Source organism: Bradyrhizobium sp. JR4.1 (genome assembly GCF_040548605.1).
Lineage (GTDB): Bacteria > Pseudomonadota > Alphaproteobacteria > Rhizobiales > Xanthobacteraceae > Bradyrhizobium > Bradyrhizobium canariense.
Genome location: NZ_JBEPRY010000003.1, coordinates 365074 through 384756, shown reverse-complemented (window position 1 = coordinate 384756; position 19683 = coordinate 365074). Strand labels below are relative to the sequence as shown.

Annotated in this window: 35 protein-coding genes and 1 tRNA gene; 20 read left to right on the top strand and 16 right to left on the bottom strand. The window is 61.2% G+C overall.

Annotation, left to right across the window (positions count from 1 at the left end):
• Nucleotides 1-164: 164 nt before the first annotated feature.
• Genes ABIB90_RS10390 through ABIB90_RS10380 form a run of 3 tightly spaced genes read left to right on the top strand, consistent with a single transcriptional unit; the run spans nt 165 to nt 895 of the window.
• Nucleotides 165-419 carry a PilZ domain-containing protein gene (locus tag ABIB90_RS10390; protein ID WP_007591415.1) on the top strand — a complete coding sequence of 85 codons (255 nt, stop codon included), beginning with the start codon at nt 165-167 and terminating at the stop codon, nt 417-419.
• A 57-nt stretch (nt 420-476) separates the two neighbouring features.
• Nucleotides 477-722, top strand: coding sequence for a hypothetical protein (locus ABIB90_RS10385; RefSeq protein ID WP_354160578.1), 246 nt, complete (start codon nt 477-479; stop codon nt 720-722).
• Nucleotides 723-727: 5 nt separating this feature from the next.
• Nucleotides 728-895: a hypothetical protein gene (locus tag ABIB90_RS10380; RefSeq protein ID WP_155809976.1), complete on the top strand. Its 168-nt coding sequence runs from the start codon at nt 728-730 to the stop codon at nt 893-895.
• Nucleotides 896-1002: 107 nt separating this feature from the next.
• Here the strand turns inward: ABIB90_RS10380 and ABIB90_RS10375 are convergent, their stop codons facing one another.
• The 4 genes from ABIB90_RS10375 to ABIB90_RS10360 all read right to left on the bottom strand — a co-directional run bounded on the left by ABIB90_RS10375 (nt 1003) and on the right by ABIB90_RS10360 (nt 3236).
• Entirely contained in the window at nt 1003-1641 is a 639-nt protein-coding gene (locus ABIB90_RS10375) for a glutathione S-transferase family protein (RefSeq protein ID WP_354160580.1), read from the bottom strand.
• A 241-nt stretch (nt 1642-1882) separates the two neighbouring features.
• Nucleotides 1883-2065 (bottom strand): hypothetical protein, encoded by a 183-nt coding sequence (locus ABIB90_RS10370; protein WP_354160582.1) that lies wholly within the window; start codon nt 2063-2065, stop codon nt 1883-1885.
• A complete protein-coding gene (locus ABIB90_RS10365; RefSeq protein WP_354160584.1) occupies nt 2032-2484 on the bottom strand; it encodes a VOC family protein in 453 nt (150 codons plus the stop codon). Before ABIB90_RS10365 ends, ABIB90_RS10370 begins: the two co-directional genes overlap by 34 nt.
• 323 nt (nt 2485-2807) lie before the next feature.
• Complete coding sequence (locus tag ABIB90_RS10360) at nt 2808-3236, bottom strand: hypothetical protein (RefSeq protein WP_354160586.1); 429 nt, start codon at nt 3234-3236, stop codon at nt 2808-2810.
• Between the two features lie 211 nt (nt 3237-3447).
• Here ABIB90_RS10360 and ABIB90_RS10355 point away from each other — a divergent pair, with 211 nt between their 5' ends.
• The 5 genes from ABIB90_RS10355 to ABIB90_RS10335 all read left to right on the top strand — a co-directional run bounded on the left by ABIB90_RS10355 (nt 3448) and on the right by ABIB90_RS10335 (nt 6079).
• A complete protein-coding gene (locus ABIB90_RS10355; RefSeq protein ID WP_354160588.1) occupies nt 3448-4119 on the top strand; it encodes an REP-associated tyrosine transposase in 672 nt (223 codons plus the stop codon).
• Between the two features lie 207 nt (nt 4120-4326).
• On the top strand, nt 4327-4926 hold the full coding sequence (locus ABIB90_RS10350) for a hypothetical protein (RefSeq protein WP_354160590.1): 600 nt from the start codon (nt 4327-4329) through the stop codon (nt 4924-4926).
• Nucleotides 4927-5205: 279 nt separating this feature from the next.
• A complete protein-coding gene (locus tag ABIB90_RS10345) occupies nt 5206-5445 on the top strand; it encodes a hypothetical protein (RefSeq protein WP_354160592.1) in 240 nt (79 codons plus the stop codon).
• 116 nt (nt 5446-5561) lie between these two features.
• Nucleotides 5562-5804, top strand: a complete 243-nt coding sequence (locus ABIB90_RS10340) for a hypothetical protein (protein ID WP_354160594.1) — start codon at nt 5562-5564, stop codon at nt 5802-5804.
• Nucleotides 5805-5809: 5 nt separating this feature from the next.
• Nucleotides 5810-6079: a hypothetical protein gene (locus tag ABIB90_RS10335; protein ID WP_354160596.1), complete on the top strand. Its 270-nt coding sequence runs from the start codon at nt 5810-5812 to the stop codon at nt 6077-6079.
• Between the two features lie 27 nt (nt 6080-6106).
• Here the strand turns inward: ABIB90_RS10335 and ABIB90_RS10330 are convergent, their stop codons facing one another.
• From ABIB90_RS10330 to ABIB90_RS10305, 6 genes are all read right to left on the bottom strand, one after another.
• A complete protein-coding gene (locus tag ABIB90_RS10330) occupies nt 6107-6310 on the bottom strand; it encodes a DUF3072 domain-containing protein (RefSeq protein WP_354160953.1) in 204 nt (67 codons plus the stop codon).
• Between the two features lie 131 nt (nt 6311-6441).
• Nucleotides 6442-7464, bottom strand: coding sequence for an acyltransferase family protein (locus ABIB90_RS10325; protein WP_354160598.1), 1023 nt, complete (start codon nt 7462-7464; stop codon nt 6442-6444).
• A 382-nt stretch (nt 7465-7846) separates the two neighbouring features.
• Nucleotides 7847-8023 (bottom strand): hypothetical protein, encoded by a 177-nt coding sequence (locus tag ABIB90_RS10320; protein WP_007591393.1) that lies wholly within the window; start codon nt 8021-8023, stop codon nt 7847-7849.
• 176 nt (nt 8024-8199) lie between these two features.
• Nucleotides 8200-8472, bottom strand: coding sequence for a hypothetical protein (locus ABIB90_RS10315; RefSeq protein WP_354160600.1), 273 nt, complete (start codon nt 8470-8472; stop codon nt 8200-8202).
• A 176-nt stretch (nt 8473-8648) separates the two neighbouring features.
• Nucleotides 8649-8951 carry a hypothetical protein gene (locus tag ABIB90_RS10310; protein ID WP_007591380.1) on the bottom strand — a complete coding sequence of 101 codons (303 nt, stop codon included), beginning with the start codon at nt 8949-8951 and terminating at the stop codon, nt 8649-8651.
• Nucleotides 8952-9195: 244 nt separating this feature from the next.
• Nucleotides 9196-9381, bottom strand: a complete 186-nt coding sequence (locus tag ABIB90_RS10305) for a hypothetical protein (protein ID WP_007591378.1) — start codon at nt 9379-9381, stop codon at nt 9196-9198.
• A gap of 408 nt (nt 9382-9789) precedes the next feature.
• Between ABIB90_RS10305 and ABIB90_RS10300 the strand changes: the two genes are divergently transcribed.
• Together ABIB90_RS10300 and ABIB90_RS10295 are read left to right on the top strand one after the other, a co-directional pair.
• The gene (locus ABIB90_RS10300) at nt 9790-10086 is read left to right on the top strand and encodes an HU family DNA-binding protein (RefSeq protein WP_007591377.1); all 297 of its coding nucleotides are present in this window, start codon (nt 9790-9792) and stop codon (nt 10084-10086) included.
• A gap of 147 nt (nt 10087-10233) precedes the next feature.
• On the top strand, nt 10234-10410 hold the full coding sequence (locus tag ABIB90_RS10295) for a DUF2934 domain-containing protein (protein WP_106943511.1): 177 nt from the start codon (nt 10234-10236) through the stop codon (nt 10408-10410).
• A 215-nt stretch (nt 10411-10625) separates the two neighbouring features.
• Here ABIB90_RS10295 and ABIB90_RS10290 read toward each other — a convergent pair whose 3' ends face one another.
• A complete protein-coding gene (locus ABIB90_RS10290; RefSeq protein ID WP_007591369.1) occupies nt 10626-10853 on the bottom strand; it encodes a hypothetical protein in 228 nt (75 codons plus the stop codon).
• Between the two features lie 16 nt (nt 10854-10869).
• On the opposite strand from ABIB90_RS10290, the gene ABIB90_RS10285 reads away from it, so the two are divergent.
• Nucleotides 10870-11301: a hypothetical protein gene (locus ABIB90_RS10285; RefSeq protein ID WP_354160967.1), complete on the top strand. Its 432-nt coding sequence runs from the start codon at nt 10870-10872 to the stop codon at nt 11299-11301.
• A 746-nt stretch (nt 11302-12047) separates the two neighbouring features.
• The gene (locus tag ABIB90_RS10280) at nt 12048-12245 is read left to right on the top strand and encodes a hypothetical protein (protein WP_007591364.1); all 198 of its coding nucleotides are present in this window, start codon (nt 12048-12050) and stop codon (nt 12243-12245) included.
• Here the strand turns inward: ABIB90_RS10280 and ABIB90_RS10275 are convergent.
• Nucleotides 12242-12367, bottom strand: a complete 126-nt coding sequence (locus tag ABIB90_RS10275) for a hypothetical protein (protein ID WP_007591362.1) — start codon at nt 12365-12367, stop codon at nt 12242-12244. The genes ABIB90_RS10280 and ABIB90_RS10275 overlap by 4 nt on opposite strands.
• 77 nt (nt 12368-12444) lie before the next feature.
• The gene (locus tag ABIB90_RS10270) at nt 12445-12675 is read right to left on the bottom strand and encodes a hypothetical protein (protein WP_007591360.1); all 231 of its coding nucleotides are present in this window, start codon (nt 12673-12675) and stop codon (nt 12445-12447) included.
• Between the two features lie 282 nt (nt 12676-12957).
• Here ABIB90_RS10270 and ABIB90_RS10265 point away from each other — a divergent pair, with 282 nt between their 5' ends.
• The gene (locus tag ABIB90_RS10265) at nt 12958-13257 is read left to right on the top strand and encodes a hypothetical protein (protein WP_035992730.1); all 300 of its coding nucleotides are present in this window, start codon (nt 12958-12960) and stop codon (nt 13255-13257) included.
• A 67-nt stretch (nt 13258-13324) separates the two neighbouring features.
• On the opposite strand, the gene ABIB90_RS10260 is transcribed toward ABIB90_RS10265, so the two are convergent.
• On the bottom strand, nt 13325-13489 hold the full coding sequence (locus ABIB90_RS10260) for a hypothetical protein (RefSeq protein WP_015686271.1): 165 nt from the start codon (nt 13487-13489) through the stop codon (nt 13325-13327).
• A gap of 305 nt (nt 13490-13794) precedes the next feature.
• On the opposite strand from ABIB90_RS10260, the gene ABIB90_RS10255 reads away from it, so the two are divergent.
• The 4 genes from ABIB90_RS10255 (at nt 13795) to ABIB90_RS10240 (ending at nt 16198) form a co-directional block, all read left to right on the top strand.
• Nucleotides 13795-14556: an SIR2 family NAD-dependent protein deacylase gene (locus ABIB90_RS10255; protein ID WP_354160604.1), complete on the top strand. Its 762-nt coding sequence runs from the start codon at nt 13795-13797 to the stop codon at nt 14554-14556.
• 198 nt (nt 14557-14754) lie between these two features.
• Nucleotides 14755-15399: a cold-shock protein gene (locus tag ABIB90_RS10250; protein ID WP_354200675.1), complete on the top strand. Its 645-nt coding sequence runs from the start codon at nt 14755-14757 to the stop codon at nt 15397-15399.
• A 111-nt stretch (nt 15400-15510) separates the two neighbouring features.
• Nucleotides 15511-15996 (top strand): DUF192 domain-containing protein, encoded by a 486-nt coding sequence (locus ABIB90_RS10245; RefSeq protein WP_007591354.1) that lies wholly within the window; start codon nt 15511-15513, stop codon nt 15994-15996.
• Between the two features lie 125 nt (nt 15997-16121).
• Nucleotides 16122-16198: transfer RNA gene (locus tag ABIB90_RS10240), tRNA-Pro, on the top strand.
• 344 nt (nt 16199-16542) lie between these two features.
• Here the strand turns inward: ABIB90_RS10240 and ABIB90_RS10235 are convergent.
• Nucleotides 16543-16674: a hypothetical protein gene (locus ABIB90_RS10235; protein ID WP_256375792.1), complete on the bottom strand. Its 132-nt coding sequence runs from the start codon at nt 16672-16674 to the stop codon at nt 16543-16545.
• Nucleotides 16675-17008: 334 nt separating this feature from the next.
• On the opposite strand from ABIB90_RS10235, the gene ABIB90_RS10230 reads away from it, so the two are divergent.
• On the top strand, nt 17009-17203 hold the full coding sequence (locus ABIB90_RS10230; protein WP_354160607.1) for a hypothetical protein: 195 nt from the start codon (nt 17009-17011) through the stop codon (nt 17201-17203).
• Nucleotides 17204-17242: 39 nt separating this feature from the next.
• On the opposite strand, the gene ABIB90_RS10225 is transcribed toward ABIB90_RS10230, so the two are convergent.
• Nucleotides 17243-18412, bottom strand: coding sequence for an OpgC domain-containing protein (locus ABIB90_RS10225; RefSeq protein ID WP_007591348.1), 1170 nt, complete (start codon nt 18410-18412; stop codon nt 17243-17245).
• 259 nt (nt 18413-18671) lie between these two features.
• On the opposite strand from ABIB90_RS10225, the gene ABIB90_RS10220 reads away from it, so the two are divergent.
• Nucleotides 18672-18977 carry an ETC complex I subunit gene (locus ABIB90_RS10220; RefSeq protein ID WP_007591346.1) on the top strand — a complete coding sequence of 102 codons (306 nt, stop codon included), beginning with the start codon at nt 18672-18674 and terminating at the stop codon, nt 18975-18977.
• Nucleotides 18978-19175: 198 nt separating this feature from the next.
• A complete protein-coding gene (locus tag ABIB90_RS10215) occupies nt 19176-19661 on the top strand; it encodes an Lrp/AsnC family transcriptional regulator (protein WP_007591345.1) in 486 nt (161 codons plus the stop codon).
• Nucleotides 19662-19683 lie beyond the last annotated feature (22 nt).

Sequence of the window (19683 nt, the reverse complement as noted above, 5' to 3'; positions counted from 1 at the left end):
GCTGCAGCGGGCGAACCTATAATGGCCTTTGGCGCCCTGGGCAAGCCGTTCGGGAACGGTCTTTTGGCACCGGTGGATAGCCTCCCACCCCGGATCGGTCGGGGGCGAATTCAACGGTTTCTTAGGTTCCCTGAGCTAGCGCTGGACTGGGAGAATTTGAGCCGATGCCACCGCCCAAGAAGCGCGCAGCCCGCAAGTCGCTGTCGCAGCATGCCTGGATCACACTCGACGGCGGGTTCGCGGCGCGGCAATGCCTGGTCCAGGACATCTCCGCCACGGGCGCCAAGATCACGCTGGACGAGGATGCGAGCCAGCTCCCGGGCGTGATCCGGATGGCATTCGCACGCGATGCGCGGACCGGGCGGAGCTGTCAGGTGGTGTGGCGCCGCGGCAAATCGGCCGGCATCAAGTTCATCTGATCCCCGGGGAATCGACCCCGATGGCGCGCGGCGCCTGTCCGGGCTAGAACGGCCCGCATGCGTGCGCCGCTCCTCATCCTGATCTCGTTGCTGACCATGTCCGCGGCCGCGGCGGAAGCCTTGCGTCTGCCGCCTGCGGAGCGTCCACAGGCCGGCAAGGCCTTGCCGCTCAAGGGTGCCGGCGGGAGCGCGAAAGCGGGCTCCTGCGCCGCCTATGGCCGCGGCTTCCATCTGGTCGAGAGCACCGGCACTTGCGTGAAGATCGGCGGCTCGATCAGCATCGAGACCACGGTCAGGCGCTGACGTTCATGCCGCCGGATATCATGCGGCCCGAGATCATCGTCCCGTTCGTGATGTATTGCGCGCTGCTGTGGTGGATCGGCCGCGGCCTGAGTTGGACCGCGCGGCTGGCCACCGCGGCCGTGACGCTCGTGCTGATTTTCTGCGTGCTGCTGTTCGAGCGCGGCTGGCCTTAACAAAAAACGCGAAAACAACCCCATGCACAGTAGCCGCCACCTCCCGGCGGCGCGCGGCGAAGTGCCGATTCATCGTGCTCTCAACGGAGTTTAAGCCGCGTCACCGCTCACGACATCGGCGGTGCCACAAATTGCGCAAAACCGGGCCGTTTGCCGAGTTCGGCGAGCCAGCGCGTCAGATGCGGCTGCGCGGGCCGGGTGATGCCTTCGACGCCGAGCCAGCGCCGCGCATAGGCGCCAACTGCGATGTCGGCGAGCGTGAACGCATCGCCGTCCATGAACGGGCGCGTGGAGAGCAGGCGGTCGGCGATGGCCCAGACCTCGGCGGCGGCATCGGCATTCTTCTGCAGCTGGATCATGTCGCGCTCGGCGGGCGGCGTGCGCACGAGGCCCCAGAACACCGGACGGTCGACCGGCTGCACCATCGACAGCGTCCAGTCGAGCCAGCGGTCGACGCTGGCGCGCAGCTTCGGCGCCTCGGGATAGATTTGCGTGCAGCGCCCGTGCGCAAGGCAGAGATAGCGCATGATCGAATTGGATTCCCACAGCGTGAAGTCGCCCTCGACCAGCGTCGGGATCCGCGCATTGGGGTTCATCGCGAGATAGTCGGCCTCGCGGGTCTTGCCGAAAGCCATGCCGGCGTCGATGCGCTCGTAAGCCAGGCCGAGCTCGGTGAGGCACCACAGCACTTTCTGCACGTTGACCGAATTGGCGCGGCCCCAGATCGTCAGCTTTTGGTCCGGCACATCATCCTCCCCGGGGTTTTCTTGGTGTCGTAGCCCGGATGGAGCGAAGCGCAATCCGGGGTGCTTCGGCAGCATCAATCCCGGATGACGCGTGCGCTCCATCCGACAAGCGCGGGTGATAGCGGAATCCACTGCGGCGAGCGACGCGCGATTGCGCCGATCCTCTCATGCAAAAAGGTCCGCACGCAAAAAGCTCCGCCTGAGGCGGAGCTTTCATTGCAAGGTCAAGCTGGTCAGGCGATCAGCGGCCGAAGAACAGCCACAACAAGATGATCACCGGGATCGGCACACCGAGCATCCATAACAAAATTCCGCGTCCCATCGCGTCCTCCTCCAATTGCATTGTCGAAGAGAGAACGCTGGCGGCACGGGCTTGTTCCAGCGGCGAGCCTACCAATGGCCGGTGTTGGGCATCGACGACCACGGCTCCTGCGGCGGCTTTGGGTCGCCCTTCTGCAAGATCTCGATCGAGTGCAGATCCGGCGAGCGGACGAAGGCCATGTTGCCGTCGCGCGGCGGACGGTTGATGGTGACGCCGGCCTTCATCAGCTTCTCGCAGGTGGCGTAGATGTCGTCGACCTCATAGGCGAGATGGCCGAAGAAGCGATCCTCGCCGTATTTTTCCTCGTCCCAATTCCAGGTGAGCTCGACCAGCGGCGCGCCGCGGCTCGAGGGCTGCTTCTTGAGCGCCTCGAGATCGTCCGACGAGCATAGGAACACCAGCGTGAAACGCCCCTTGTCGTTCTCGATCCGCCGCACCTCCTTCAGCCCCAGCGCATCCTGGTAAAACTTCAACGCGACATCGAGATTGCGCACGCGCAGCATGGTGTGGAGGTATCGCATGGTTGTTGCTCCCTGGGCGGATGGGGTTTTGCTTTGGGCCGGAACGGCGGGGAGGGGATAGCAGGAAAGTGGAGGGAGGGGCAGGGCCAAAGCCACCGGCGGGTGCACGGCTGCGTGAGGGGCGGAACGGTTTCTGAAGTAAAAACAAGCCGAGCGTGAACCGAAGCCAGCGCAGCTAGCAGGACGACGGTGGCGAATAAATTCAATGCACTATGGCAGCCCCACGCCGGTATGACGACGCGTTCTACGCGAGCGCACGTCCGAGAGGCCATCCAGCTTCAAAGGGCGGTTAAGGACGGCGCCGGGAAAAAAGAACAAGCAGATCATCCGTTTCGAGGCACACGGAGCAAAATGCCTCCGAGCCGAAGAATTTCGTCGTTCGAGCGAACGTACGACGTGCCTCTGCCCCTGCGACTAATCGCAATGTCAATACTCTGCCTCTCGATTTGGTAGCCTCGAGCTCGCAGTTCGATCAGAACGGCGAGGCAATCCTTACTGATCTCGTGGCCGTCGGGCAGCGGCGTGACGGCAGCTAGCCAACTAAGCGCTGCTGCCTCTTCGGCTTCGCGCGCTTCAAACGCGGCCTCTTCAACCAAACGGCTGACGATGTTGGCAAGATATGCTCGATCTTCGTTCAACGCAAAAAATGCCTGCCCGAGTCTATCGACCCAAAATGAGCCAAATGGCATGAGCTTCGTCGCAGCATCTCGGATTTCGTCGTCGAAGCGAACAAGAGCTTCCCAGCGAGTCATTTTGGAGCAGTCTTACAGGTTTCAAAGAGGGCTATCTCTCTTTCCGATTTTAGCCGACTTAGTCAGAGTTGCAAAAGCTAAGATTTCTTGGGTTTGGCGGCTATACGGTCTCCAGTCATGCCAGAAATCATCGCTGTGCGAGAATTTCCCTTGGAATTACGGTGACAGTGCACTAAATTGACGTAGCGCGATTTTCAGCACATATTGCGGCATGGCTCGTCTTGCTCGTGTCGTCATCCCCGGTCACCCCCACCATGTCACCCAGCGCGGCAATGGCCGGGCGCGCACGTTCTTCGACGACGCCGACTATGCGCTCTATCGCGATCTGCTCGCGGCGAATTGCCAGGCGGCCGATGTCGAGGTGTGGGCCTGGTGCCTGATGCCGAACCACGTCCATCTGGTGCTGGTGCCGTCCGATCCTGACGGTCTGCGCCGCGCGATGGCCCGCGTGCATCGAAGCTATGCCGGCACCGTTCAGGCGCGTCGCAAGCGCACCGGCCATTTCTGGCAGGGCCGGTTTGGCGCCGTCGCGATGGACGAGCATCATCTTGCGGCCGCGCTGCGCTATGTCTCGCTCAACCCTGTGCGCGCGCGCCTGGTGAAGCGGGCGCAGGATTGGCGGTGGTCGAGTGCGCGCGCCCATTTGCGCGGGCGGGACGATGGCCTCACCGCGCTCGCGCCGGTCCGCGATCGCTTCCCGAACTTTGCCGATTTACTGGCAGCCGAGCCGGAGGCGGATCTGTTCGGCGCGCTGCGGTCGGCGGAGAGCATCGGCCGCCCGCTCGGCGACGACCGCTTTATGGCCCGAGTCGAGCGCCAGACCGGGCGGGTGCTCAAGCCAGCCAAGCGCGGGCCGAAGCCATCCGCGGCAGAGGACGGATGAGCTCAGCTATTTGAGTGCACTGTCACCGTAATACACTGTCACCGTAATACAAGAGGCTTTGGAGGCTCGGTACCTCGTCGGATGTGGGAGGAGATGAAGGCGCTGAAGCAGAAGCGAGAGGCATTTGCTTCAAAAGAACGTCTAAAACCTTCTGTACAACCGTTGGCTGTGTCGCTAAATTGTGCTTCTTTTTGATTGGAGGGGGCAATGGGTTTGAGGATTTTGGTACTCTCAGGAGGGCTTTCGGTTGCGTTTGCCAGTTCGGTGTTCGCGCAGAATGGCAAGGGCGTTCCTGATGACATCATGATCAATTCCCTGCGTTGTGAGGCAGGAAAGATCGGCAGGAAATTGCAAGCTGCGAACCTGCCGCTCGACAAAAAGATGGCTGTCACTTGGAAGGACAGCCAGACCAATAACGGTATTTTCGGTGCGGGATTCAAAATTCCGATATTCGATATCGGCCTCTCGGGGGATCTGACAAGAGAAGAGCTGAACGAGACCAGCTCTGATGGAATTACGTTTAACCTTCACCCCGACAACTACGCTGTATGTACAGGATTCAAGAAGCGGATTATTCCGGAAGGCGTTGGCGTCTATCATTGTATCGGCGAGCAAAAATACGCAACCTTTGCCTACGCGCTCGAAAACAAGGCTGGCTCAGTAGGCTGCCACTATAAAATATCGCTAGTGAAAAAGATCAGTGGTAGTGCCAAGATCCCTGTTTGGGGGCCAGTGGAATTCGGACCGAGTGGCTCCTATGGAGATACAGCTGGGTACGACATGGCTGTAGCAGCGCCGCCAAAGTAGGAGCGCTAGCGCCTGTCATGCCCTCGAACCTCTATTGAACGGCAGCTTGCAAAAGCTAGGCTGCCTTTCACGGAGGCGGGCGCATGGCATCAAGAATCGTAAGCGATTCTAAATCTCTTTCCTTGCTCCGCAACATGAGGACTAAGCGGCGAAGGACGCGAGGAGACGCGAGCTTGAGGAGACTGCGGTGACAATCGGCTCAATTTGGCGCGCCCAAAGATTGTGCATTACCTGAGCGCGAGGCCTCTTTGCTCGCCCGGTCCGACCTTGGGGGATTCAATGCGTTTTAGAACGGCACTTTTGGTTGCTTCACTCGTGGCGCCGTGGTGTGCGGCTCCGGACACGGCAAGGGCTGCGGGCAGCATGACGCTCTGCCTGCAGGCTGGCTTCTCGCAAGCCTGCTGCAAAGCCGAGGAAGCGAAGGGCGGTTTCAACGGTGACGGTGCCGATGCCACTGCGCGCCGCTGGAATAGTCTTGCTATGTGCAAGAGCGGGAGTGCGCAGAAGATCAAGCGCTAGAAGACGAGCCCCTTCACGCGAAGCACCTCCACAGCGCTAACCGGGCCCTCAGAACGGTGATCCAAAACCGCGGAATTTGGCCACCTCACTCACGGGTGGACAGGCTTGTTTAGCCGTTGGCAGATGAACTCCTCGCGGAGATGACGCGACTAACCGCCATGGCCAATATTCTAGGCGAGCTTCTGTTCGCACTGATCCGCTCGATTGTTGCTGGATGGGCGTATGCGCTCTGGGTCAAACTGGCGACATGGCTCGAGCCGAGGATCCAACGGCGTTGGGTGAAGGTTGCCGTAGGAGGTCTCCTCGGCCTGGCAGCCTTTTTCATGATTCCGATACTGATTGGGCTGTTGGGCCTTTGAAGACCATGAAATCCGTTCTCATCGTCGCCTTGGCAATCGGGGCGCTCGTTTCGACGGTGCTGCTCGTCATGGAGCAGCTCACCGACTACTCCATCGCCGTGATGGCATGGGAGATGCCGGGCATATCCGCAGCTTACCTTTTCTGGGGAGCTGTCGGCAGTTCCGTTTTCCTGGGCGTCGCCATCACTTGGGCCGTGAATGCCATCGTTTACGGGGCGCCCGCCTTCGTCGTCCTTACGGTCTTCAAGCTGGCAATTCGCGGTTCGCCGAAGTGACCTGACAATGACGGTGATGCCAGATATTTACTTCTCGAGCCCGGCCTTCTGCCGCATCGTATCGATTAGCTCTGAGGCCTCTGCCTTGGTCAGATCCTTCTTGGGCAGCTCCTTGTGGGCCTGCTCGGCGAGGGTCTTGAGGTAAGATTCCTGGGCACCGGTCATCGGGTCGTCGCCGGAGACCCAATCCTTCGGATCCTTTTGGGTGTTGTCCGCGGTGTTGTCAGCCATCTTGTTGTCAGTCACGGCGATCTCTCCTTTTCAGGTTCAATGCCGGCTGACGCCTTTTGTTCCTTATTTGTTCGTGACTCGCTCATGACGCAGCAAGGGTCGCACTTGCCCGGATTCAGCGTCGGGAGTGATCAAGGAACGGCCGGCAGCGATCGGCGTCTGCGCATCACACTTATCTTGCGACTTGCCTTGCGTCCCCAATCGAGGATCGGTGTCTCAACGGCGACGTGCAAGGCGGCGGCGAGACCGATGGAGAGCAGGATGCCGGCGATGATTGTCCCGACGATCGACAGACGCCACAGTCCGTCAAAGCTGGCGATCCATTTCACCACCAGATAATGGACGATATACAGCGCGTACGAAATCTTGCCGAGCCATTGCAGGACCGGTGAGAAGGATCGTCCTTCGGTCTCGGCAGCGATCACAGCATGGATCAGCAATCCCGCACCTACGCCATAGGTCAGGACGCGCGCGAACTGTGCGTCGATCGCGCCGTGCACGAAAATCCAGTACCAGCCGGCCACGAACAGGCCCGCGGAAACGGCTGGGAAGTGGCGCGAAAAGCGCAATCGTCCGCTTCTCTGGAGATAGGCGATGACAACGCCGGCACCGAATTCCAGCACCAGCGGATGAAAGTAGATCCCGAACTCAAGGCCGAAGACGAGAGCAAGAATGACCAGGCCGAATCCGGCGAACAAGATCTCGAACAGCCGGTCCGGCTTGATCGCCAAGACGACCGCGACGGCGACATAGAAGTGCAGTTCGAAAGCCAGCGACCACGCCGGCCCGAGGTACCAATTCGGATATGTCCATGCGAAGATGGTTCCGAGGTCGAGAGCGGGGCGGTCGCCCGGCGCAAGCGCGATCCAGGAAGAGCTGACAAACGCCGCCAGCAACACCAGCCAATAGAGCGGAAAAATTCGGAGGGCCCGTCTGAAAGCGAAATCCAGCGGGTTGTGTTGTGCCGTCGCCGTGGTCGCGATGATGAAGCCGGAGATCACGAAGAAGATGTCGACGCCGCTCGCGAGAATCGTCAGCGCGCCCTCGGCGAGCTCCGGCCCGACCATATCGGGTCGCGCACTGATTGCGTGTCCACAGACCACCGACAGCGCAGCGACCCCGCGCATCGCCTGTACACCCGCGAAGATCCGCACAAAGCCCCGCCACGCTTATTGATACGCAATCTAGGCGAGAAACCCATTAAGGAACAGTTGCGCTGATGCGATAGAAAGGCTGCTGGAGCGAGCGCCCCATCCTTCGAGGCGACCGCTTCGCGGCCTCCTCAGGATGAGGCTCAGCTGCATCCATCCGCGTTGAAATGCTGGCGCATACTCATCCCTCGTCCTGAGGGCCTGCCGCAGGCGGGCGTCTCGAAGGATGGCCGCAGTCGAGCTTCCAGCCACATGTTTGTTCATATGCGATACTCCGCACGCGACGGCGCGTGAATCGAAAAACCGCCCCCGATTGCCGGAGGCGGTTCTCGAAAATCTGGCCAGGGAATTATCGCGAACCGATATTCACTTCGCGCGAAACGCCCTAGTGACCGGTGCCGGGCTTGGTCGTCTTTGGCGGCTTGCCGTCTTCGATCCGGCCTTCGTTGCGCAAGTCACGACCTTCCTGAGCCTTCTTCTGGCTCTCGCGGGATTTGCCGTGTTCGTTCATCTCCTCTTTGATGAATCCGGCGCCTTCCTTCACTTTACCTTCAACGCTCATGACGATCTCCCTTGCTGGAGATGGGGCAACTCGCGGCGAGACCTGACCGTTCCGGTGCGCGCACGATTGTGAGGCGTGCATTCGCGACAGGTTCCAAAAAGATCCGCGTCATGAAATGGCCGCGCCGCCTTGTGGGAAGCGACGCGGCCGGGAAGCAAGCCGTACAGGAAACCGGCTTACTTCATGTTGCTGCGGGTCCTGGTGCCGCCCTGGTCGCTGCCGGGGCCGGAGCCGCCTTGGCCGGAGGCGTCGGGCCTCACCATTCCGCCCTTGCTCATGCCGTCATGGCTCATGCCGGTGGTGCCGCTCCTCATCGTGCCCTTGTCCGTGTTGGTCATACCGGGCTTCTGAATGTTGTCGGTCTGCGCGGCGGGGCCGGTCTGGTTCTGCGCAAAGGCGGAGCCGCACATGAGGCCGAGGGCGGCGGTCGCAATGATGAGCTTCTTCATCTCAAACTCCTGGTTGGTTGTGTGGGCCAACGGGAGCGCAGAAACCGTGTTCCTAAAACAAGGTGTTCCGGAGTGCAAAAATTCTCGTCTGCAACGAGGATACTTTCGGTTCTGATTGACTCAGAACCGCTCCAGATTGTTGTGACGCGTTTTCTTCGCGCGAACTTGAAAACGCCCTACGCCGCAAGCCGCTGGTCGGTCGGGCCCGTCAGGTGCTTGAGCACTTCCGCATGCTCCAGATCGGGAACCGCGATGGCCGTGTGGCTGTAGCTCGCATGGGTTCGTGATTTTGCAATCTGGTCCAGGATCTCGCCGCCCTTGATGACGTGGAGGCCCATGCCCTCTCCGGACGGGAAGATCGCGAGCACCACGTCATAAGCCGTGATGACGGCGCGAAGCGCTTCGGCCTTGTCTTCGGCAATTTCGACGAACACGCGAACATCGGCCGCGAGTTCACGCAGCTCGTTAAAATCCAGCACTGTGGGTACTCCAACGCAACGATACTGAGAGGAGCTTGGAGGCGTTAGGTTACTGAAGTCTCAACGGCCTATGCCCAGCCACAGGTTTATCGACCAGGCGCCCCCGTCAGGCCGATAGACGCGCGGGCGTTGCCGCCTGCTCGGCGATGCGCCGGCACGGGAAGGACATCTGGAGCGGGGAGGGACGAAGCGCGCCTCGTACCCATACGGGCGTCACGCGATACACGCGTGACTTATGCGCGCTTTACTTGGCGTATCCCTGGGAGCGGAGCCACGCGATCTTGCGGTCGCCGTTGATCCAGTCGTCGGCGTCTGCCTTGCTGGTGAAGCCCTTGATTTCGCGCTGTTCGCTGTCCGGGTAATCCGCCAGGATTTTCCAGTCGTTGTCTGCAATGCGGACGGTTTTGAAGGTCACTTTTGTTTTTGCCATGCCGCATTATGCAGGAGATGGCCGGAAAAGAGAACCTGCCTTGTGACGGTCACCGGCGTGGCCCGGGCGCAGACCTCGGGGGCCAGCCTGATCGGCTTTGCGCGGCCAGGTCCCCGAAAAGGCGAAAGCCCCGCCTGGGGGAAGCGGGGCTCTCTGATGGGGGTGAAGCTTGGGGACTTCAAAGAGTTAGACGCCTCCGGGAGAAAATGGTTCAACGCGAAAACGGCGAAGGCTGCGGCATCTTTCCCACGGCGTCCGGCCCCCCGCAGAACCCCTGCTTGCGTTTTGGGCGTCGATGGGTTCTAAGCCCCGTCACTTCATGAAAGTTGGCATGAATCAGAAGCGCGTTGCGCGGTTGGACCGCGTCCTGAGCAAAGCCTGCTCGCGCGCACAGAAGGAAATTCAGACATGGCGAAGATGACCAAGACTCAGTTGATTGATGCAATTGCCGAGGGCACGCAGCTGTCGAAGAACGACGTGAAGTCGGTCATCGAGTACATGGCGACCGTTGGCTACAAGGAGCTCAACGAGTCCGGCGAGTTCGTCATTCCCGGCTTCGTGAAGATGTCGGTGGTGAACAAGCCGGCGACAGAAGCCCGCATGGGCGTCAATCCCTTCACCAAGGAGCCGATGCAGTTCGCGGCGAAACCGGCGAGCAAGTCGGTGAAGGCCTCGCCGCTGAAGGTGGCCAAGGACTCCGTCTAAGGGCTCGCTAAGGGTTCGCATTTTCGTTGCGGCGGCTCCTTTTCGCGGAGTGCTGCCGCGGAGCGCTGCAATGACCGCTTGCTTGTGCTGAACCAATAAGGAACTCTGGGCGATCGTCAGGCTTTGCTTCCGAGAGGGAGAAATCACATGACCGGTCTCAGCGAAGTAGAGATTCGAAATCGGGCCTATCACCTCTGGAAGGAGGCCGGCGAGCCTGCGGGCACGATGGACACCTTCTGGTACGAGGCCGAAAAGGAGCTTCTCGCCGAGCGGACCAAGCAAGGCGAAGTGCCGCCCGGCATGACCGACAATCTGCCGGTCTGACTGCGCTGGTCTAAGAGGCGAGCGTCGACAGTTCTCAAAGCAGCCACCCGGCGTAACGCCCGGGTGGCTGCTTTGCTGTTCGGGCCACCGCTCTCAAAGAAAAACCCCGGGCTTAGGGACCGGGGTTCTTCAAGCTGGCCGGCCGCGTCGCGACGCGCCGCCAGCACCACTGAATTCGACCTGACAACGCAGACCGGGAAAATTCGTTCCGGCCGCTAGTCCGGCGACACGGACACGTCGATGATTGCCGGCGTATCGACCTGGCGCTCGCGCCAGACGACGAGATCGCATTTGGGATTGAGCCACTGATATTCGGAGCCGCGCGCCTTCAGGTGCGCGAGCGCTGCATCATGTGCGGCGGTCCGGTCCGGCGCTTCGACCATGATCTCCACGGTCTCCTCGATCTGACGCACCACCTCGACGGCGTAGAATTTTCTGGTCACGGTCCCTCGCTCCGGAATGACTAACGGGGAGGGCGATGGCGCGTTCCCCAAAAGAAAAACCCCGCGCTTTCGCGCGGGGTCTTCTTGGCTGGCGGCAATGGGATTTCAGCGCCTGGCCGCCGGCCGCGTTCTCGAACTTAAGGTTGAAAACCCAAAAAGCAACCGCGCCGGCGCGCGGAAGGCTCGAGGCGATGTGCCCAATGAATTTCGGGGGGAGGGCTGGACTTTTTGTTCTTATTTTGTTCTAGTGGGGCATCTCTTTTGGTTTGGCAGCGACATTGATTTGGAGGTGTCCATGACTGTCGAGAAACAACGCGAAGTGATCAGGCTCTGGAATCAACTCAGGAAACTCGACGGCCCGGCCGCGGAAGAACTCCGCATCCAGATCCTGGAATGCTTTTCGGAGAAGGATCTGTCGGGGAAGGACACGGCGAAGCGAGCGGCGTGATGAGCGTCGCACTACGTTGATGATAACGGGCCATCTTCCCCACCTTCACCGATCGTTAGGAATCGTTTTGCGCTGATTTCTCGACTCCGATTCGTTCCTTGCGAACGAAATGGAATCGGATGCAGAACAAGCCGTGCCTTCTGTGTCGATGCGGGACACGCGCTTCCTAACCAAGCCAGCGTGATGCTTCGCACGGTCCCTCCCGCGTGTCCTCGCTACGAGATGAGATGAGGCGAGGGAGACACGACATGGATGCGTGCTGGTTTCTTGAGATGTTCGCCGAGATCGCGAAAGTGTTTTGGTATGATCGGCATCCGCGCTTGCGCAAAGGCAGGCCGTCGGTGCCGCAGGTGTCGCCGCGGTCGAAATCCGAAGACGCGATGTGAGTGCGCGATCGTTGGCGACTGCGCTCGTTTGTGTGCAAACGAAATGTTGAGACTTGCTTAGCGTCGATTTCTGCGATTCCGATTCGTTCTTCGAGAACGAAAGGCGGGCGAAGCTGGAACAATGCCGGATGGCGGATCGCCAGAAGCTCCGCAGCCTCGGCTTTCGCGCGGCTTGAGGCGGCTCGCCGACTTCTGGAGACGCTTCGCGAACTCCTAACGGAAGCTTGCCGCGAAGCCGATAACCCTATTCGGTTAGGTTAAAAGCGCGATCGCGTTGCGCTTGCCGCTGCTTGGGATAGGTGTGTCTGGCGACGTCTGGAAACGACTTTGCCAACAAGCAATTTTGCCAAGAACGAATTTATGACACCTTTTTCAGAACCGAGCTTTTATCAGGGCGACCGCCACACCTATCGGCGCGTTGCCATCGTCGGCACGCTCTTCTGTCTGGCTTTCGTGGTGATCAGCGTCTCGCTGCGGCCACAGCTCGAGGAGACGCGTGTCGCGGTCAAAGCCGACAGGCTGATGCGGACGGCGGGCCAGCCACCGCACACGAATTAACGGTCCTCGCCGGAGATCTGATGGTCGGCGCAATTGCCTGGGCAGGCGGTGCCCCGCGAGGCGAGCGCCACGAAGCCGGCATAGCCGGACAGGTTGAGCAGGACTTCGAGCCAAACGGGCATGTCGGCCTCTTTTCTCCCTGAAGGCTACGCCAACGTGCGCGCGAAGCGCATGTTCCCGGACAAGAAGGCGCCGCGCCTCAAAGCGGGGTGGTGGGGTCGAGCCGCCGGCCGAGGACGCCTACGGACTCGCTCGACGGCTGCTCCTTAAGGAACTCGGCAATAGCCCGCGCCAGTTCGCCGTCGCTCATCGGCGTCGATGGCGGGCGCAGCGTGCCGACACCGAAACTGCGGACGATCTCGTCGTAATGCTGATCGCCGGATTTGGGAACGAGCCTCCGGATACGGGCCAGCAGCGTGGATATCGGCACTTTAGCCTCCTAGGCGCTCCCCGCTGGCAGCAATTGGGCTGCGTTGCCAATTTGCTGTCCGTGAAACTGAAAACCCCGCCAGCATTGGTGATGCTGACGGGGTCTTCGTGCTGTTGCCTCAACCGGATGGCAGAGGCATCCGCACTTGCACAAACAATTCGCGGAACGCGCGCCTGTTCCATGCGTGGCCGGATTTATTCCGAGCTCGGTTCCACAAGCTTGCGCGCAACCATCGCAACGCGCCGGCGTTGTCCATCCGAGATACGAAGGAGGAGATTCATGATGAGGAAGACACTGGCAGTTCTGGCTACCGTTGCAGCCGTCGGCCTGACCGCGGTTGCGGCGCCTGCGCCCGCCGAGGCGCGCGGCCGCGGTATCGGTCCGGGCCTCGCATTCGGCCTCGCCGCCGGCGCCATCACCGCGGGCGCCGTCGCCGCGTCGCATCCTTACGGCTATGGCTACGGCTACGGCCCGGGTTATGGCTACTATGGCGGCCCGGCCTATGCTTACGGCCCCGGTCCGTACGCCTATTACGGCGATGGACCGTACTACCGCCGCCACCATTATTACCGTCACTGGTAACGCCTGAACAAATGAAAAGCCCGGAGCAATGCTCCGGGCTTTTTTCATGCTCGGTGATCTGGTGTCGTTACGGCCAGAGCGAGGGCCGTTCCACCTTGCGCGCGTTGTCGAGCGTCGACACGAAATATTCTTCACGTTCGCGCTTGAATTTTTCCTGCGTGGCACGGAAGGCGGCGACACGGGCGGCGATCTCTTCGCGTTCGCGGATTTTGCGTTGTTCGTCCTCGGTCATGTCAAATCCCCTCTGCACGTGAGTATGTGTCCTACTGAACTCAAGCACTGCCGCCGCAATCACGTTGAGTCGCGTCAACACATGCATTGGCGCTTCTGATTGGGGCGTCAATGGGGAGGAGGCATTGCAGGATTGTGATAAGCGAGGGTCGGAAAAAATTGCCGACCGTGCCTTGCGCGGCAGTGGATAACAGCGTCAATAATCTTGTCGCTTGCGCATGTTGCAGCTAGCGCAAAAACAAATCACCAACCGATCAGCAGAACCAATCGGCCAAACCAATCGGCAAAGCAAAACGGGAGGCCGCGTTGATTGCATCGGATCTTCGCAGCGGCGTCGAGCGTCTCGGCGACATGATCGCCGAAGCCAAACGGATCGTGCCGTTCACCGGCGCCGGCATCTCGACCGAATGCGGCATCCCCGACTTCCGCTCGCCGGGCGGAATTTGGACGCGCAACCGCCCGATCCCGTTCGACGAGTTCGTCGCCAGCCAGGAGGCGCGCGACGAATCCTGGCGCCGGCGCTTCGCGATGGAGGAGGTCTTTGCGGCGGCCAGGCCCGGCCGCGGCCATCGCGCGCTCGCCTCACTCTACCGCGCCGGCAAGGTTCTCGCGATCATCACCCAGAACATCGACAATCTGCACCAGGCCTCCGGCGTCGCGAGCGACCACGTCATTGAACTTCACGGCAACACCACGTATGCGCGCTGCATCGGATGCGGGCAGGCCTATCCGCTTGATTGGGTGAAGCGCCGCTTCGACGAGGAGGGCGCCGCGCCCAACTGTCCCGTGTGCGACGAGCCGGTGAAGACCGCCACGATCTCCTTCGGCCAGACGATGCCCGAGGATGAAATGCAGCGCGCCACCGCGCTGTCGCAAGACTGCGACCTCTTCATCGCGATCGGTTCCTCGCTGGTGGTATGGCCGGCCGCGGGCTTTCCGATGATGGCGAAGGAAGCAGGTGCACGCCTGGTAATCATCAATCGCGAGTCCACCGAGCAGGACGACGTCGCCGATCTCGTGATCCGCCACGACATCGGCGAAACGCTCGGGCCCTTTGTCGGTAATTGAGGCAGCAATTTGATTCGCGGCTGTGCAAGCTGTTCATAGGTTCCGGCGAATCTCTTTTTTGTCTATGCGTCGCAACCGGGAGTGTTATCTTTTGAGTCGAAAGATTCGCGTCGCGTCGAGTTGAGAAGATTCTCTAAAGACGCGTGATTCGGCGCCGCCATTCAGGCGGGTTGCATGGCATGTGTGGGGTCCGGGGTTATGGGGTCGTCCGACGGATTTGAGTCCAAGAAGGTCGGAGTTCCCGCGGTGGGTGAACACGGCGGTGGCGGTGGCGGTGGCGGTCGCGACAGCGCTCTCAGTCCATTCACCGGACTTGGTGAGAGCAGCGCCAACCTCGTCGAGGTTCACGGCGTCATCAAATGGTTCGACGCCTCGAAGGGCTACGGCTTCATCGTTCCCGACAATGGCTGGCCCGACGTGCTCCTGCACGTTACCGTGCTTAGGCGCGATGGCTTCCAGACCGCCTACGAGGGCGCCCGCATCGTCGTCGAGTGCATCCAGCGGGCCAAGGGCTACCAGGCGTTCCGCGTCGTCTCGATGGACGAGTCGACTGCGATCCATCCGGCGCAGATGCTGCCGCCGCGCACCCATGTCACGGTGACGGCGACCAGCGGGCTGGAGCGGGCCCAGGTCAAATGGTTCAACCGGCTGCGCGGTTTCGGCTTCCTGACCTGCGGCGAGGGCACGCCCGACATCTTCGTGCACATGGAGACGCTGCGCCGCTTCGGCATGACCGAGTTGCGGCCCGGCCAGTATGTGCTGGTCCGCTTCGGGCCCGGCTCCAAGGGCATGATGGCGGCAGAGATCCATCCCGAGACGGGATCGCCGGTCTCGTCCCACTAATTCCATTCCAGCGATCGTGAGCAGAGGCGCGCTGGCTGACCGGCGCGCCTCTGGCTTTTCCGGCGATCGCCACGTAAGGACTGGTCCAGTCCCACGCCTCGAGAGCCATCCATGAATTTCGATCGAAAGGCCGTCTTCGCCGTTGCGAAGGGCTGGCTCGCCGCCATCCTCGTCATCGCCGGCTGTGCCGTCGCGAGCGCCCCCGTCCGCGCCGCCAGTTTCCAGCCGCTCGAGATCGTCACCAAAAACGGCGTGCAGGTGTTCTCGGTCGAGATCGCGACGACCGAGGAGGAGAAGCAGACCGGCCTGATGTACCGCAAGGAACTGGCGGACGGCAAAGGCATGCTGTTCGACTTCAATCCTGAGCAGGAGGTGTCGATGTGGATGAAGAACACCTATGTCTCGCTCGACATGATCTTCATTCGCGCCGATGGCCGAATCCTGCGCATCGCCGAAAATACCGAGCCGATGTCGACAAAAATCATCTCATCCAGGGGGCCCGCGCGGGCTGTTCTGGAGGTGGTGGCAGGGACGGCGCAGAAATATGGCATCCGCGCCGGCGACCGCGTCGGCCACCCGCTGTTCGGCAGCAAGTAGGCGGGTAAGGGGCTATTGGCAGGGCTATTGCCCCCGTCCTGAGGTCTTTTGGGAAGCTTGCTGGTGCCGTTGGAAGGCTTGCTGGCGCTTTGGGAAGCGTGTATCGACGGGGCTCGCCGGACATTCGGGGTATAGCGCAGCCTGGTAGCGCGGCAGTTTTGGGTACTGCAGGTCGTTGGTTCGAATCCAGCTGCCCCGACCAGTCCGGAGGTGGGTCGGAACCGCACCAGAGAACAACAGCCCGTCGGCGAGGCGCCAGGCGATCCAGGCGAGAGCGCAGCAGCCGAGCATGGTGCGCGTTCAGTGCCGATGCCCGGAGCTGCCAAAGCCCTCCAAACCCTCGGCGCTCATTCCCTGCCCAACGCGACTTCTGCACGATTTTTCAAGCCATTGGGCAGATCGGGCGGTGCGGAAATCGTAAAACTTTGTCGAACCTTTTGTCGTCGCCATGCACATATAGGTGTTGGGGGATTTCAGCGCCCAATGCCTAACGGGCGCCGCCAAGCGATGATATTCCGCTTGCGCGGCGTTACGCTTTTCCGACCATCAGTTCGTCGCGTACCAGCCGAACGGAAACGGCAGGAACGGCCAGGCCAGCTGATTGTCGTTGGCGGCCTTCCGCGGGTCTTGCTCCGGCGTCTTCGCGGGCAGAGCAGGCGGCGTCGAACGCAGCGCCAAGCGCAGACATGCACATTGCAAATTCATCGTGGTGGCCCCCGCCCATTAATAGTTTTCAAAAATTTGCGTCAGCCTGGAAATAACCGCACGTCCTCAAAACGACGCGCTCATTCTCAAATCGCACACAGTCTAGGAAAATCGGCGACCGCTTTCAACCGGTCTTGCCGCGCGCGCACAGGAAGTAAGGTTGATCGGTTAGGTTAAGGACGAGCGGTTGTTGCGGCCGTCTTCGTGACTGTTATCAGATCGGTCCGGCTCGCGACGGCTGCCTGAAATTCGTGCTCACATGATATCACAGTTCGTCGCAGTGCTCGTATCCTGTGAGTTCTGCATCATGTCTTTCGATCGCAACGTCCGAACCATCGGTGCGCAGGCGAGCTGGACCGAGATCTGGCATCTCTGGACCGTGTTCGTGCCGCGCCGCTCGATCAACGGGCAGCTGGTTTACGGCAAGGTCTGGCGCCGCCACGACGGCCGCGACTGGATCTACAAGAAATTCACCGAGTACGACAGCGAAGCGGCAGCCTGAAGCGGCGTCGCTGTCGTCCGGCGCGGTATCGCTGCCCCCTCAAGCGGCCTTTGCCGCGGCAGGCTTGGGCGGCGGCGGCTTCAGCGGCTTGTCCTGCCTCTTCGACCAGGAGATGTAATAGGCCACTGTCGTCATGATCGCGATGCCGGCGACGCTGACGAAGATCTGCGCGAACAGCGAGCCCGAGCTCATCGACAGCTCGAAATGACCGACGAAGGACAGGAACACGCCGACGCAGAACACGGCGAGCGACTGCTGGCCGCACACGATGATGGGATCGAACCCTTTCCATTCAAGGCCCGGCCAGTCCTTCGGCACGAAGCGGATCACCAGGATCACGATCACGACGAAGTGGATGAAGCGGTAGGGCGCAAGGTTGGTCTTGTCGTTCGGGTTGAACGCCGAGAACAGCCATTCCGGGAACATGCCGCCGAGGGTCGGGAAACGGCCAGCCATGGTCATGACCAGCGCAAACAGCATGTAACCGAGACAGAGCCAGAGCGTGACCGGCGCATTGATCAGCGCCATCGAGCGCCGCGCGCCGCCCATGGCGCACCAGGCGCCGAACACGAACAGCACCTGCCAGCAATACGGGTTGAAGTACCACTGTCCGGCCGGATAGGCATTCAGGTTCAAGCCGAAATGGCGCGCGGTCAGCCAAAGCACGATGGACAATGCCATCGTCAGGTCCGGCTTGCGCAGCATGAACCACAGCACCGGCGGAAACAGCCCCATCAGCACAATGTAGAGTGGCAGCACGTCGAGATTGAGCGGCTTGAAGCGCAGGAACAGGCCCTGGCGCAGCGTCTCGGTGGCGTTGTCGACCAGGCCCGCGACGTTGAACTCGTTGATCATCTCGGAATCGCCGAAGCGCAGCGCCAGATAGCTGATCGAGGCGATGTAGATCACGAACAGGATGATGTGGGCGACGTAGAGCTGCCAGACCCGCTTGGTCAGCCTCGTGGCGCCGACCAGGAAGCCGCGCTCGAGCATCATCCGTGCATAGACGAAGGAGGCGGTGTAGCCGGAGATGAAGACGAACAGATCGGCGGCGTCGGAAAAGCCGTAATTGCGGGTGGTGATCCAGTTCACCACGTTGTCGGGGATATGGTCGAGGAAGATGGCCCAGTTCGCAATACCGCGAAACAGGTCGAGCCTGAGGTCACGGCCCTTTTCGGGGAGCGTGGCGTTGATGTTCAGGAAGGACATGCGACGGGAGCTTTCGGAGGGGACGGACAGGTGGGCGTCAACGAAGCAGGGCCGCTGGGCGAGATCCCGGCGCGGAAGGCGGGTACGCAATTGTCACGATGCAGCATAATGATTATACCCGTCGGCGAGGCATCCCGGGGGCCGGAATCACCGATCAGTTCCCAAAAGATGTCTCTATACTATGCCCGCGGTTTCCACCAACTGCTACCGTGACGCATCGAAATCGAACGAAAAGACGAACAAGAGGCCTGGACCATCCATGACCGCACGCATTTTCAAGCCCGCCAAGAACGCGATGCAATCCGGCCGGTCCAAGACCAAGGAATGGCAGCTCGACTATGAGCCCGAGCAGCCGCGCGCGGTCGAGCCGCTGATGGGCTGGACCTCGTCCGGCGACATGAAGCAGCAGATCACGCTGCACTTCCACAGCAAGGAAGAGGCGGTCGCCTATTGCGAGCGCAAGGGCATCGCCTACCAGGTGATCGAGCCAAAGGAATCGGTGCGCCGTCCGGTCGCCTATGCGGACAATTTCTCGTTCCGCCGCGGCGAGCCTTGGACGCATTGAAGGCGGGCCACGCGTCGAGACTCTCGCCATGCCCGGGTTTGCCCCGGGCACCCTTCTTTTAGCCCCCGCGTAAAAGCCCGCGGCTGGCCGGAATAAGCCCGGGCAACCACGCGGGTTCTTCCCATCGTCCTGCCCTTGGCAGCCATTCCGCTCCGTGCTTCGCTGCCGCGCAAGACAGGCTCATGGCGAGGTGGGGGTATGGCCGGGCGTGACCAGCTCGACGGCGTCGATCTGAAAATACTCTCCGAGTTGCAGCAGGACGGGCGGGTTCGCAACAATGAGCTGGCGCTGCGCGTCGGGGTGTCCGGGCCCAACTGCGTCAGGCGGTTGAAATCGCTGTTCAGCCGCGGCGTGATCCGGGCGGTGCGCGCCGTCATCGACGAGCGGCTGCTCGGCTACGAGGTGGTGTCGTTCGTCTCGATCCAGCTCGGCAGCCAGGCCCAGCCGGTGCTGGCGGCGTTCGAGAGCTCGATCGCCGCGATCCCGCGCATCCAGCAGTGCTGGCGGATTTCGGGCGACACCGACTATCTTCTCAAATGCGTGGCGCCGAGCGTCGAGAGCATGCGCCAGCAGCTCCTGCATTTCGCCGCGATGCCGAACGTGAAGAACGTCCGCAGCTTCCCGGTGCTGGGCGTAGCGAAGGACGTGCCGCTGCCGTTGCAGGAGATCGCGGCGGCAGGATAGTTCGGCGGCAACTGTCCCAGAA